Raw genomic sequence first — 13,934 nt, 5'->3', positions numbered from 1 at the left:
CGTTCACAACTGCCCCGACCATAATTTAAAGAAGAGGGTTCACCATGTTCGTGCACAAGACCGCACTGCTCAGTGCAATCACCACGGCCCTGCTGGCCAGCGCCAGCCTGCAGGCCGCCGAGCCGCTGAAAGCCGTCGGCGCCGGCGAAGGCCAGCTGGATATCGTCGCCTGGCCCGGCTACATCGAACGCGGTGAAAGCGACAAGGCCTACGACTGGGTGACCGGTTTCGAGAAGGAAACCGGCTGCAAGGTCAATGTGAAAACCGCCGCTACCTCTGACGAAATGGTCAGCCTGATGGCCAAGGGCGGTTACGACCTGGTGACCGCGTCGGGCGATGCCTCGCTGCGGTTGATCGTCGGCAAGCGTGTGCAGCCGATCAACACTGCGTTGATCCCGAACTGGAAGTCCCTCGACCCGCGCCTGAAAGACGCGCCGTGGTACGTGGTCAAGAGCCAGACCTACGGCACCCCGTACCAGTGGGGCCCGAACGTGCTGATGTACAACACCAACGTGTTCAAGACCGCGCCGACCAGCTGGAACGTGGTGTTCGACGCGCAGAATCTGCCCGATGGCAAGCCGAACAAGGGCCGCGTGCAGGCCTATGACGGCCCGATCTACATCGCCGATGCGGCGCTCTATCTGAAATCCACCAAGCCTGAACTGGGGATCAAGGATCCGTACCAGCTCACTGAAGATCAGTACAAGGCTGTGCTGGAACTGTTGCGTGCGCAGCAGAAGCTGATTCACCGCTACTGGCACGACACCACGGTGCAGATGAGCGACTTCAAGAACGAAGGCGTGGTCGCGTCCAGCGCCTGGCCGTACCAGGTCAACGGCTTGATCAACGAGAAACAGCCGATCGCGTCGACCGTGCCGAAAGAAGGCGCCACCGGTTGGGCCGACACCACCATGCTGCACACCGAGGCCAAACACCCGAACTGCGCCTACAAGTGGATGGACTGGTCGTTGCAGCCGAAAGTCCAGGGTGATGTGGCGGCGTGGTTCGGTTCGTTGCCGGCGGTTCCGGCGGCGTGTCAGGGCAGTGAGTTGCTCGGCGCTGAAGGCTGCAAGACCAACGGGTTCGATCAGTTCGACAAGATCGCGTTCTGGAAAACCCCGCAGGCTGAGGGTGGGAAGTTTGTGCCGTATAGCCGGTGGACGCAGGACTACATTGCGATTATGGGCGGTAGATAAAACTTGGAACAACGCGGTCTGCTCCCTTTCCCCCTCGCCCCCCTGGGGGAGAGGGCTGGGCGGGCGGCGTGCCGATGAGGGGGTGGCTTTTGACTTTGCTTTTGAAATTGGAGCAATGGCTGAAATAGCTGCCCTCACCCCCCGCCCTCTCCCGGAGGGAGAGGGAGCTAAAAGCGAACCGCGTCGCCCTCATCAAACAGGTGAGCCAACACGGGCATACACCGCCAAACGATCCAGTTTTTTCAGAAGTCCAGGCAGGGCCGCTGCGACGGCCCTCGCCTTTTCGGAGCACCGCATCATGACGCTTGCAGTCCAGTTCACCAACGTTTCCCGGCAGTTCGGCGAGGTGAAGGCCGTTGACCGGGTTTCCATCGATATCCAGGACGGCGAGTTCTTTTCCATGCTCGGCCCCTCCGGTTCGGGCAAGACCACGTGCCTGCGCCTGATCGCCGGGTTCGAACAACCGAGCGCCGGCTCGATCCGCATTCACGGCGCCGAAGCCGCCGGTCTGCCGCCTTATCAACGCGACGTAAACACGGTGTTTCAGGATTACGCGTTGTTCCCGCACATGAACGTGCTGGACAACGTGGCCTACGGTTTGAAAGTCAAAGGCGTGAACAAGTACGAGCGCCACAAACGCGCCGAAGAAGCGTTGGACATGGTCGCCCTCGGCGGCTACGGCGTCCGCAAACCGGTGCAATTGTCCGGCGGTCAGCGCCAGCGCGTCGCCCTCGCCCGCGCCCTGGTCAATCGCCCGCGAGTGTTGTTGCTCGACGAGCCGTTGGGCGCTCTCGATCTGAAGCTGCGCGAACAGATGCAGAGCGAACTGAAGAAGCTGCAACGCCAGCTCGGCATCACCTTCATTTTCGTAACCCACGATCAGACCGAAGCGCTGTCGATGTCCGACCGCGTGGCCGTGTTCAACAAGGGTCGCATCGAGCAGGTCGACACGCCGCGCAATCTGTACATGAAACCCACCACCACGTTCGTCGCCGAATTCGTTGGCACTTCGAACGTGATTCGTGGCGATCTGGCGCGCCAGCTCAGCGGCCATCCGCAGCCGTTTTCGATCCGCCCGGAACACGTACGCTTCGCTGAAGGGCCGCTGGCCAGCCATGAAATCGAAGTCAGCGGCCTGCTGCATGATATCCAGTATCAAGGCAGCGCCACCCGCTATGAACTGACCCTGGAAAACGGCCAGACCCTGAGCATCAGCCAGGCCAACAATCAATGGATCGACAGCAGCGCGCAGCACCAGACCGGCCAGCGAATCAGCGCACGCTGGGCGCGGGAAGCGATGATTCCGTTGCACGACACCGTTGCGAGCGGGGTGTGACATGACCGCCCTCGCCCTCCCTCAATCGGCGCCTTTGCGCAGGTTTTCCAACCTGCTCTATCGCAAGCCGAATCTGTATCTGTCGATGCTGCTGGTGCCGCCGCTGCTGTGGTTCGGCGCGATCTATCTGGGCTCGCTGCTGATGCTGTTGTGGCAAGGTTTCTACACCTTCGACGACTTCACCATGGCGGTCACCCCGGACCTGACCCTGGCCAATTTCGCCGCGCTGTTTCAGCCGTCGAACTTCGACATCATTCTGCGCACACTGAGCATGGCCGTCGTGGTGTCGATCGCCAGCGCCATCGTCGCGTTCCCGATTGCCTACTACATGGCGCGCTACACCACCGGCAAGACCAAGGCGTTTTTCTACATCGCGGTGATGATGCCGATGTGGGCCAGTTACATCGTCAAGGCCTACGCCTGGACGCTGCTGCTGGCCAAGGGCGGCGTGGCGCAGTGGTTCGTTCAGCACCTGGGGCTGGAGCCGGTTCTGCAGTTCATTCTGGGGATTCCCGGGGTCGGCGGCAGCACCTTGTCGACCTCGCATCTGGGCCGGTTCATGGTGTTCGTCTATATCTGGCTGCCGTTCATGATCCTGCCGATCCAGGCCTCGCTGGAACGCCTGCCGCCGTCGTTGCTGCAAGCCTCCGCCGACCTCGGGGCCAAGCCGCGCCAGACCTTCATGCAGGTGATTCTGCCGCTATCGGTGCCGGGCATCGCAGCCGGTTCGATCTTCACGTTCTCACTGACGTTGGGCGACTTCATCGTGCCGCAACTGGTGGGGCCGCCGGGCTACTTCGTCGGCAGCATGGTGTACGCGCAGCAAGGCGCGATCGGCAACATACCGATGGCTGCGGCATTCACGCTGGTGCCCATCGTGCTGATCGCCATCTACCTGTCCATCGTCAAACGACTGGGGGCCTTCGATGCACTCTGACAAAGCATCCATAGGGCTGAGAATCGCAGCCTGGGGCGGGCTGGTGTTCCTGCACTTCCCGATCCTGATCATCTTCCTCTACGCCTTCAACACCGAAGACGCGGCGTTCAGCTTTCCACCGAAAGGCTTCACGCTGCACTGGTTCAGCGTGGCGTTTTCGCGGCCGGATGTGCTGGAAGCGATCAAGCTGTCTTTACAGATCGCGGCCATCGCCACGCTGATCGCGATGGTGCTCGGCACCCTCGCTTCGGCGGCGCTGTACCGCCGGGACTTCTTCGGCAAACAGGGCATTTCGCTGATGCTGATCCTGCCCATCGCACTGCCGGGGATCATCACCGGGATCGCGCTGCTGGCGACTTTCAAGACGCTGGGGATCGAGCCGGGGATGTTCACCATCATCGTCGGCCACGCGACCTTCTGCGTGGTGATCGTCTACAACAACGTCATCGCCCGTCTGCGCCGTACTTCGCACAGCCTGATCGAAGCGTCGATGGATCTCGGCGCCGACGGCTGGCAGACCTTCCGCTACATCATCCTGCCGAATCTCGGCTCGGCGCTGCTCGCCGGCGGCATGCTGGCGTTTGCGCTGTCGTTCGACGAAATCATCGTCACCACCTTCACCGCCGGCCATGAACGCACCTTGCCGCTGTGGCTGCTCAACCAGTTGAGCCGCCCACGGGACGTACCCGTGACCAACGTCGTGGCGATGCTGGTGATGCTGGTGACCATGCTGCCGATCCTCGGCGCCTACTACCTGACCCGGGGTGGCGAGAGCGTGGCCGGCAGCGGCGGCAAATGATTTCCCTGACCTTTCCCACCCTGAATTTGCAGTAGAAAGAGGACAACAACATGCAAACCAAACTCTTGATCAACGGCCAACTGGTCAACGGAGAAGGCCCGGCGCAACCGGTGCTCAACCCGGCGCGCGGCGAAGTGCTGGTGGAAATCAACGAGGCCACCGAGGCCCAGGTCGATGCCGCCGTGCGCGCCGCCGACAGTGCCTTCGCCGAATGGTCGCAGACCACACCGAAAGACCGTTCGCTGCTGCTGCTCAAACTCGCCGACGCCATCGAAGCCCACGGCGAAGAGCTGGCGAAACTGGAATCGGACAACTGCGGCAAACCTTACAGCGCCGCGCTGAACGACGAGATCCCGGCGATTGCCGACGTGTTTCGTTTCTTCGCCGGCGCCAGCCGTTGCATGAGTGGTTCGGCCGGTGGCGAATACCTGCCCGGCCACACCTCGATGATCCGCCGCGACCCGGTGGGCGTAATCGCCTCCATCGCGCCGTGGAACTACCCGCTGATGATGGTCGCCTGGAAAATCGCTCCGGCCCTCGCCGCCGGTAATACCGTGGTGCTCAAGCCGTCGGAACAAACCCCGCTGACTGCGTTGCGTCTAGCCGAACTGGCGTCGGATATTTTCCCGGCCGGTGTACTCAATCTGGTGTTCGGGCGTGGGCCGAGCGTAGGCAGCCCGCTGGTGACCCATCCGAAAGTGCGCATGGTCTCGCTGACCGGCTCCATCGCCACTGGTTCGAACATCATTTCCAGCACCGCCGACAGCGTCAAACGCATGCACATGGAACTGGGCGGCAAGGCGCCGGTGATCATCTTCGACGACGCCGACATTGATGCTGCGGTCGAAGGCATTCGTACCTTCGGTTTCTACAACGCCGGCCAGGATTGCACCGCCGCGTGCCGGATCTATGCCCAGCAAGGCATCTACGACAAGTTCGTCGAGAAGCTCGGCGCGGCGGTCAGCAGCATCAAGTACGGCTTGCAGGATGATCCGTCCACCGAACTCGGGCCGTTGATCACCGCCCAGCATCGCGACCGCGTGGCCGGGTTTGTCGAACGCGCCGTGGCGCAACCGCACATTCGTTTGATCACTGGCGGCAAGGCTGTCGAAGGCAACGGCTTCTTCTTCGAACCGACGGTGCTGGCCGATGCGCAGCAGGACGACGAAATCGTCCGCCGTGAAGTGTTCGGGCCGGTGGTGTCGGTGACCAAATTCACCGATGAAGCCCAGGCACTGGAATGGGCCAACGATTCGGACTACGGCCTGGCGTCCTCGGTGTGGACCGCGGATGTAGGACGCGCCCATCGCCTGTCCGCGCGGTTGCAATACGGCTGCACCTGGGTGAATACGCACTTCATGCTCGTCAGCGAAATGCCGCACGGCGGTCAGAAACTGTCCGGCTACGGCAAGGACATGTCCATGTACGGGCTGGAGGACTACACCACGGTTCGGCATGTGATGTTCAAGCACTAAAAGCATCGCTGGCAAGCCAGCTCCCACAGGGTTCAGTGCAGCTCTTGTGGGAGCTGGCTTGCCAGCGATGGCGTCACTCCGGTTTCAGGAAGAAAACCGGCATTACGCATCACCAGGCATTCAAAACAATAACTACCGATCCGGGCGGCGCTTACCAAGCCCCGCCACGGTTTCGGCCATCCGAAATCTGCCGATTTCACGGAGCAAACACACATGAGTGCATCACCCGATCTCTCAGCCGCCGTTGCCGACAGCGATGCCGAACAACTGCGCCAGCTGGGCTACACCTCCAACTTCAACCGCAGCATGAGCCTGTGGGAAAACTTCGCGCTGGGCTTCACTTATCTGTCACCGGTCGTAGGGGTTTATACCTTGTTCGGCCTGTGCCTGGCCGCTGGCGGGCCACCGATGTTCTGGGCCTATTTGCTGGTCGGTTGCGGGCAACTGCTGGTGTGCCTGGTCTTCGGCGAAGTGGTGTCGCAGTTCCCGATTTCCGGCGGCGTTTATCCTTGGGCGCGTCGCTTGGTGGGTAAGAAATGGGCATGGATGGTCGGCTGGATCTACTCCATCGCCCTGTGCGTGACCATCGCCGCCGTTGCGGTCGGCGCCGGCCCGTACCTCGCGGCCATGCTGGGTTTTGAGCCGAGTAACAACACCAACATCGTGATCGCCCTGGTGCTGACCCTGTTCGCCACCCTAGTGAATCTCAGCGGCACCAAAGTGCTGGCGCGGATCGCCATGTTCGGCTTCCTCTGCGAACTGGTGGGCGCGGTAATCGTCGGCGTGTACCTGCTGATTTTCGAGCGTCACCAGCCGATCAGCGTGCTGTTCAACACCTTCGATATCAGCGTCGACGGCTCCTACCTACCGGCCTTCCTCACTGCCTCGCTGGCCGGAATGTTTCTCTACTACGGCTTCGAAGCCTGCGGCGACGTGGCCGAAGAAACCCCGAATCCGAGCGCAAAAATCCCGGTGGCCATGCGCATGACCATCTACATCGGCGGCATCGCGGCGATGTTCGCTTGCCTCGCGCTGATCCTCGCCGTGCCGGACATGCAGGCGGTGATCAACGGCACCGACAAGGACCCGGTCACCACCATCCTCAACAACGCCTTCGGCCCGGTCGGCTCGAAAGTGGTGATGGGCGTGGTAATGATTTCCTTCATCTCCTGCGTCATCAGCCTGCAAGCGGCGGCGAGTCGTCTGCTGTATTCCTACGCCCGCGATGAAATGGTCATCGGCAGCCGACTGCTGAAAAAGATTTCTCCTACGACCCAGGTTCCAGTTGCCGCACTGTTCGTGTCCGGCGTCCTGCCCGGCCTGATCATCGCCCTCGGCTTCTTCCTGCAAGACGCCGTAGCGACCATCGTCAGCTTCGCCGCCATCGGCATCTACCTCGCATTCCAGATGATCGTCCTCGCCGCCCTGTACGCCCGCAGCAAAGGCTGGAAACCGAGCGGCAAATTCACCCTCGGCGCCTGGGGCTGGCCGGTGAACATCGGCGCGCTGGTGTATGGCGTCGGCGCAATCATCAACATGGCCTGGCCCCGCACACCGGATGCAGCGTGGTACATCAACTATGCGATGGTGCTGAGCACGGTGATCGTGATTGGGCTGGGGTTGATTTATATGTGGATTGGCAAGCCGTATGACCATGGGAAGGCGCCGGCTGGGGATGCCTGGAAAGTTAGTCGCTAAGAAAAACAGCCCCGGATTTATCACAATTTCGGGGCTGATTTCTTTCAGCGTCAGTTACTCGCTTCCTACAGACCGAACCCTCAGCATTCAGTCCCCTTTCCTACAAATGGCGTCGGCAGAGTAGACTTGGCGCCGCTAGCGCCTGACCGATAGGCTTTGTCCCGTTGCAGCCCAATTATTAGCTGAGGTCGAAGCCGGAAATCTGTCAACACGGTGTTTGCCCTTCATTGAACTGTGGTTATTCCGAACCTCAGTTCTGCGTTATGGCGGGCCGCGTGGCGCGGGCCTTCCGGGTTTGCCGTGTTGACGGGAAGTAACCCGACTTCGAACGCCACTCGGTTCGCCACCCAACTTGTCGAAGGGGTGGATGCAACCGCAGTATCCCCGGTAAGTCTCAAGAATGAAAAAGGGGCGAACTTCACAGTCCACCCCTTTGGTTTTTCACTTCAAAACCGCGAAACACTCCTCATCGCATCCACCAGATACCGCATCGCAATCCGGTCGCTCTCCGACAACTCCCGGTAACGCTCCACCAGTTTCAGTTCGTCAGGACTGAGCCGGCGTCTTCGCCGGACGTTGGTGAGGCAGGGAAAGATGCCCAACATTTCGGTGATGCCTTGTCCTTTTGTCATGGACGATGTCCTTTTCCAGTACGTCAGAAATTTTCGAAAACCGCATCGCCCTGCTCCTTTAAGCAGCGATTTGAGCCCTGCCGGTCGGATGAGTCGTGACCGGCGATGCCCATAGAATAGAAATTAAATCGGCGCTGAAAAGCTGTTTTTAGAGTAATTAGTCGAAAAAAGCAGATATGCCCTATAAATCAGAAAAGTCTGTGAGATAAATAACCGTAACGTCTTGTTTCATTGAGACGCTGTCGCCGTGCTATCAATGAATTTTGCAAAATCGGCGAACCGATTAAGCTAGCGGGCATCTGTTACTAGTCCGTAGCGTTTGGCCGAAGGCTTGTCCGAACCGTAATTTCTGATCCAGTACGTGCCAGGAACGGCGCGGGATTGTCCACGACAGGTTGTATTTATGCACCGCAGGAATTTGCTCAAAGCGTCCATGGCCATTGCGGCTTACACCGGCCTTTCCGCCTCCGGCCTGCTCGCCGCACGCGCCTGGGCCGCCTCTGGCGGTGCCGCCGACGGTGAAGCCCAGGCCTTCGACTTCGAGACGCTGAAGCGCCAGGCCAAGCAACTGGCCGGCAGCGCGTATCAGGACACCAAACAGGTGCTGCCGCCGACCCTGGCGACCATGACCCCGCAAAACTTCAACGCGATCCGCTACGACGGCGAGCATTCGCTGTGGAAGGAGAACAAGGGTCAGCTCGATGTGCAGTTCTTCCACGTCGGCATGGGTTTTCGCCAGCCGGTGCGCATGTATAGCGTCGATCCGAAGACTCGCACGGCCCGCGAGGTGCATTTCCGCCCTCAGCTGTTCAACTATGAGAACACCTCGGTCGACACCCAGCAGCTCAAGGGCGATCTGGGGTTTGCCGGTTTCAAGCTGTTCAAGGCACCGGAGCTGGATCGGCATGACGTGGTGTCGTTCCTCGGCGCCAGCTACTTCCGCGCGGTGGACGCCACTGGCCAATATGGCCTCTCCGCCCGTGGCCTGGCGGTCGACACCTACGCCAAGAAACGCGAAGAATTCCCTGACTTCACCAAATTCTGGTTCGAAACTCCGGATCAGAACGCGACCCGCTTTGTGGTCTACGCCCTGCTTGACTCGCCGAGCGCGACCGGCGCCTATCGCTTCGACATCGACTGCCAGGCCGAGCGCGTGGTGATGGAAGTCGACGCCCACATCAATGCCCGTACCGCCATCGAGCAACTGGGCATCGCCCCGATGACCAGCATGTTCAGCTGCGGCACCCACGAGCGCCGGATGTGCGACACCATTCACCCGCAGATTCATGACTCGGATCGTCTGGCCATGTGGCGCGGCAACGGCGAGTGGATCTGCCGACCGCTGAACAACCCGGCGACCCTGCAATTCAACGCCTTCGCCGACACCGATCCGAAAGGTTTCGGTCTGGTGCAGACCGACCATGAGTTCGCCAACTATCAGGACACCGTCGACTGGTACAGCAAGCGTCCGAGCCTGTGGGTAGAACCTACAACCGCATGGGGCGAAGGCTCCATCGATCTGCTGGAAATTCCTACAACCGGCGAAACCCTCGACAACATCGTTGCGTTCTGGACGCCGAAGAAACCGGTAGCGGCCGGCGACTCGCTGAACTATGGCTACAAGCTCTACTGGAGCGCCCTGCCGCCGGTCGGCACGCCGCTGGCGCGGGTGCATGCGACCCGTTCGGGCATGGGTGGATTTGTCGAGGGTTGGGCACCGGGTGAGCATTACCCGCCGGTCTGGGCCCGTCGCTTTGCTGTGGACTTCACCGGTGGCGGCCTGGATCGCCTGCCGCAGGGCACCGGGATCGAACCGGTGGTGACTTGCTCCAACGGTAAGGTGCAGGACTTCAGCGTGCTGGTGCTGGATGACATCAAGGGTTACCGGATCCTGTTCGACTGGTACCCGACCAACGACAGCGTGGAGCCGGTTGAGCTGCGACTGTTCATCCGCACCAACGATCGCACGCTGAGCGAAACCTGGTTGTACCAGTACTTCCCGCCGGCACCGGACAAGCGCAAGTATCCTTAATGATTCTCTGGCGTCAGATCGGGCCTCATCGCTGGCAAGCCAGCTCCCACATGGATATCGATTGATCACAGCGTTTGTGTACAACCGAAACCTGTGGGAGCGAGCTTGCTCGCGATGGCGTCAGTCCAGGCGACAGTAAAAGTGGATATCGTGAGGTTCGAGTGCAAACAACTCGGGATCCGGTTGTGCCAGCAACCGGCAGCCCTGGCGCTGGTAGAACTCCACGGTATTGCGCGACTCGGTCGCCGACACGTACAACGCCGCTGCACCGACCTCCCGACCATGCTCGCAGGCCAGGGCAAACAATCGCCCGCCAAGCCCCTGCCCACGCCAGGCACGGCTGATGTGCAGAAACTTCAACTGCCGCATGTTCAGACCCTGATTGTGAATAACCCGGTTATCCACAACCACCGCCGCCACCAGTGTCTCTCCATCGAAAATCCCGTGTAGCCACCCGCCGCTGCGCCAGCACTTTTCCAATACCCGCGCATTTTCCGCCGCCTCCCCTTCGGGCCAGCCGCGCATGTCGAAACGCGCCGGATACAGAATCAGCTCACCGTTTTCCACGCGATAGCACTCTTCGACCAGTTCACTGCGGTCGATCAACGCAAGCAGCGGCAAGTCCGATTCAGTCAGCTCTCGTTCGATCAACATTGCGATCCATTCCTTCGCGATTCCAAACGACAGGCAAGAAAAAACCCGCCGGTTCAATGGCGGGTTTTATAGGCTTTGCGACCAGTCGGAATCAATCCCGCAGATCAGACTCGTGAATCGGCTGATCCCGATGAGTCGCACGTTGATACTGCGCCGGCCACACCGCTTTGCGTCCGCCCAGGTCATCGTCGGCATGCAGCGGCCAGTAAGGATCACGCAGCAACTCACGGGCGAGGAAGATGATGTCGGCCTGACAGGTTCGCAGGATGTGCTCGGCTTGGGCCGGCTCGGTAATCATTCCCACGGTGCCGGTGGCGATGCCTGACTCCTTGCGTACACGTTCGGCGAAGCGCGTCTGATAACCCGGCCCCACGGGGATTTCGGCATTGACCGCCGTGCCACCCGATGACACATCGATCAGATCAGCCCCCAAGGCTTTCAGGCGTCGCGCCAGCTCCACGGTTTCATCCGGATTCCAGCCGTCCTCCACCCAGTCGGTGGCCGACAGGCGCACAAACACCGGCAGTTCTTCCGGCCACACCGCGCGTACCGCCTCGGTCACTTGCAGCACCAGACGAATGCGATTTTCGAACGAACCGCCGTACTGGTCGCGGCGCTGGTTGCTGAGCGGCGACAGAAACTGGTGCAGCAGATAACCGTGCGCCGCATGCACCTCGACCACACTGAAACCGGCGGTCAGCGCACGTTTGGCTGCGGCCACGAAGTCCTGAATGACCTGGGCGATCTGCCCTTCATCCAGTTGTTTCGGCTGGGTGTGTTGCGGGTCAAAGGCAATCGGCGAAGGCCCGACCGGCGTCCAGCCACCGTCCTCCGGTTTGACGCTGCCGTGCTTGCCGATCCACGGCCGGTGGGTGCTGGCCTTGCGCCCGGCGTGGGCCAGTTGAATGCCGGCCACTGCGCCCTGCGCATTGATGAAACGGGTGATGCGTTGCAGCGGTGCGATCTGTTCGTCGTTCCACAGGCCCAGGTCTTCGGCGGTAATCCGCCCGTCGGCCGTGATCGCCGTGGCTTCGGTGAATACCAGGCCAGCGCCCCCCACGGCACGGCTGCCGAGGTGCACCAGATGCCAGTCGTTGGCCAGGCCATCGACGCTGGAGTACTGGCACATGGGCGACACGGCGATGCGGTTGGACAGGGTCAGTTGGCGAAGGGTAAAGGGTTCAAGCAGCAGACTCATGGGGCACCTCTCAAATCAGTGGGCAGGCTCCAGGGTTCTGTTTGAAAAGTCGACGAGTGACAGGAAAAAGGTGCAGCACCCGCCCCCGCGGGCAAAAAATTCGACAAGACGTCACAAGGCCAATCAAGCAGTGCTTAGAGCCTAGTCGACATCCGGGGATGAGGGAGGGTTCAGAAATGAAACAGCACAATTGAAGCTTCCTGCGCCCCTTCAGTTAAGGGGCGCAAAGTCCTTTAGCGCGGTTCGATGTGGGCGATCATCAACTGCACGGTCTCATTGCCGCGAAACTCGTTGAGATCGAGCTTGTAGGCCAGTTCGACCCATTTGATCGTCGGGTTCGGCCAGATATCGCGATCGATGCCGAAGGCGATGCCATCGAGCTTCACCGAACCGCATTCGGTCTTCAGTACCACTTTCAGGTGCCGCTCGCCGACCACTCGCTGCTCGACCAACTGGAACACCCCGTGAAACAGCGGCTCCGGGAAATGCTGGCCCCACGGCCCGGCGTGGCGCAGGGCGCGAGCCAGTTCCAGATGAAATTCCTCGACCGCCAGCGTGCCGTCCGATAGCAGACGCCCTGTCAGATCTTCCTCGCGAAGTTGCCTACGCACTTCGGCGTCAAAGGCCTCGGCGAACAACGGAAAATTCTCCTGCGGCAAGGTCAGACCGGCCGCCATCGCGTGGCCACCGTACTTACTGATCAGATCCGGATGTTGTGCCGCGACCACGCTCAGCGCGTCACGAATATGGAAACCCTGCACCGAACGCCCCGAGCCCTTGAGCAGGCCGTCACCGGCATCGGCGAAGGCGATGGTCGGGCGGAAATACCGCTCCTTCATCCGCGAAGCCAGGATACCGATGACGCCCTGGTGCCATTCCGGATCGAACAGGCAAAGACCGAACGGCATCGACTCAACCGGCAAGTCCTTGAGCTGGGCCAGCGCTTCACGCTGCATGCCTTGCTCAATGGATTTGCGGTCCTGATTCATGCCGTCCAGTTGTGCGGCCATTTCCCGGGCCAGCGCAGGGTCGTGGGTCAGCAGGCATTCAATGCCCAGGCTCATGTCATCCAGACGCCCCGCCGCGTTCAGACGCGGGCCGACGATAAAACCGAGGTCGGTAGACGTAATGCGCGAAGCCTCACGCTTGGCCACTTCCAGGATCGCCTTGATCCCCGGCCGCGCACGTCCGGCGCGAATTCGTTCCAGGCCCTGGTGCACCAGAATCCGGTTGTTGGCATCCAGCGGCACCACGTCGGCGACGCTGCCCAGCGCCACCAGATCCAGCAGTTCGCCGATGTTCGGCTGTGGTTTGCTCTCGTACCAGCCGAGGCTGCGCAGGCGTGCGCGCAAGGCCATCAACACATAGAAAATCACCCCGACCCCGGCCAGCGCCTTACTCGGAAACTCGCAGCCGGGCTGGTTCGGATTGACCAGCGCATCTGCATGCGGCAGCTCATCGCCGGGCAAGTGGTGGTCAGTAATCAAAACCTTCAGGCCATGGCGCTTCGCGGCCGCTACACCTTCAACGCTGGAAATACCGTTGTCGACGGTGATCAACAGTTGCGGCTCGCGGGTCATCGCGACTTCGACGATTTCCGGGGTCAGGCCGTAGCCGTATTCAAAGCGGTTCGGCACCAGATAATCGACGTGCGCCGCGCCCAGCAGGCGCAAACCGAGCACGCCCACGGTGCTGGCCGTCGCGCCGTCGGCGTCAAAGTCGCCGACGATCAGGATCCGCTGACGCTGCTCCAGCGCCGTCACCAGCAGGTCCACCGCCGCATCGATCCCTTTGAGCTGCTGGAACGGAATCAACCGCGCCAGGCTCTTGTCCAGCTCCGCCTCGGACTGCACGCCCCGCGCCGCGTACAGGCGGGTCAGTAGCGGTGGCAGTTCACCGAGAAACGGCAGAGTGGCGGGCAACGGGCGAGGATCGATACGCATGGGGTGACAGAAGCTTCTCTTGAATACGTGGGAT

General features: G+C 61.0%; 11 protein-coding genes. 7 read left to right on the top strand and 4 right to left on the bottom strand.

Features of this window, described 5'->3' with window-relative positions:
* The first annotated feature begins 44 nt into the window (after window positions 1–44).
* The 6 genes from ydcS to L6D82_RS03265 all read left to right on the top strand — a co-directional run bounded on the left by ydcS (window position 45) and on the right by L6D82_RS03265 (window position 7,441).
* Window positions 45–1,196 (top strand): putative ABC transporter substrate-binding protein YdcS, encoded by a 1,152-nt coding sequence (ydcS, locus tag L6D82_RS03290; RefSeq protein WP_236188064.1) that lies wholly within the window; start codon window positions 45–47, stop codon window positions 1,194–1,196.
* 298 nt (window positions 1,197–1,494) lie between these two features.
* On the top strand, window positions 1,495–2,532 hold the full coding sequence (locus L6D82_RS03285) for an ABC transporter ATP-binding protein (RefSeq protein WP_236188063.1): 1,038 nt from the start codon (window positions 1,495–1,497) through the stop codon (window positions 2,530–2,532).
* A 1-nt stretch (window position 2,533) separates the two neighbouring features.
* Window positions 2,534–3,469, top strand: coding sequence for an ABC transporter permease (locus L6D82_RS03280; RefSeq protein WP_236188060.1), 936 nt, complete (start codon window positions 2,534–2,536; stop codon window positions 3,467–3,469).
* Window positions 3,459–4,268, top strand: coding sequence for an ABC transporter permease (locus L6D82_RS03275; protein ID WP_134023666.1), 810 nt, complete (start codon window positions 3,459–3,461; stop codon window positions 4,266–4,268). The genes L6D82_RS03280 and L6D82_RS03275 overlap by 11 nt, the downstream gene beginning before the upstream one ends.
* A gap of 50 nt (window positions 4,269–4,318) precedes the next feature.
* On the top strand, window positions 4,319–5,743 hold the full coding sequence (locus tag L6D82_RS03270; protein ID WP_207985142.1) for a gamma-aminobutyraldehyde dehydrogenase: 1,425 nt from the start codon (window positions 4,319–4,321) through the stop codon (window positions 5,741–5,743).
* A gap of 213 nt (window positions 5,744–5,956) precedes the next feature.
* Window positions 5,957–7,441: an APC family permease gene (locus L6D82_RS03265; RefSeq protein WP_236188059.1), complete on the top strand. Its 1,485-nt coding sequence runs from the start codon at window positions 5,957–5,959 to the stop codon at window positions 7,439–7,441.
* Window positions 7,442–7,887: 446 nt separating this feature from the next.
* Here L6D82_RS03265 and L6D82_RS03260 read toward each other — a convergent pair whose 3' ends face one another.
* Window positions 7,888–8,073: a hypothetical protein gene (locus L6D82_RS03260; protein WP_007954656.1), complete on the bottom strand. Its 186-nt coding sequence runs from the start codon at window positions 8,071–8,073 to the stop codon at window positions 7,888–7,890.
* A gap of 403 nt (window positions 8,074–8,476) precedes the next feature.
* Here L6D82_RS03260 and L6D82_RS03255 point away from each other — a divergent pair, with 403 nt between their 5' ends.
* Window positions 8,477–10,105: a glucan biosynthesis protein D gene (locus L6D82_RS03255; protein WP_007954654.1), complete on the top strand. Its 1,629-nt coding sequence runs from the start codon at window positions 8,477–8,479 to the stop codon at window positions 10,103–10,105.
* Window positions 10,106–10,225: 120 nt separating this feature from the next.
* Here the strand turns inward: L6D82_RS03255 and L6D82_RS03250 are convergent, their stop codons facing one another.
* The 3 genes from L6D82_RS03250 to recJ all read right to left on the bottom strand — a co-directional run bounded on the left by L6D82_RS03250 (window position 10,226) and on the right by recJ (window position 13,900).
* Window positions 10,226–10,759: a GNAT family N-acetyltransferase gene (locus tag L6D82_RS03250; RefSeq protein WP_085747029.1), complete on the bottom strand. Its 534-nt coding sequence runs from the start codon at window positions 10,757–10,759 to the stop codon at window positions 10,226–10,228.
* Between the two features lie 91 nt (window positions 10,760–10,850).
* Window positions 10,851–11,957 carry an NADH:flavin oxidoreductase/NADH oxidase gene (locus L6D82_RS03245; protein WP_085747028.1) on the bottom strand — a complete coding sequence of 369 codons (1,107 nt, stop codon included), beginning with the start codon at window positions 11,955–11,957 and terminating at the stop codon, window positions 10,851–10,853.
* Between the two features lie 233 nt (window positions 11,958–12,190).
* Window positions 12,191–13,900, bottom strand: coding sequence for a single-stranded-DNA-specific exonuclease RecJ (recJ, locus tag L6D82_RS03240; RefSeq protein ID WP_102688609.1), 1,710 nt, complete (start codon window positions 13,898–13,900; stop codon window positions 12,191–12,193).
* Window positions 13,901–13,934: the final 34 nt, after the last annotated feature.

Origin of the sequence: Pseudomonas paraglycinae (assembly GCF_021601625.1) — a bacterium.
In the GTDB taxonomy this organism is placed as follows: domain Bacteria; phylum Pseudomonadota; class Gammaproteobacteria; order Pseudomonadales; family Pseudomonadaceae; genus Aquipseudomonas; species Aquipseudomonas paraglycinae.
This window is presented reverse-complemented; position numbering and strand designations above follow the sequence as displayed.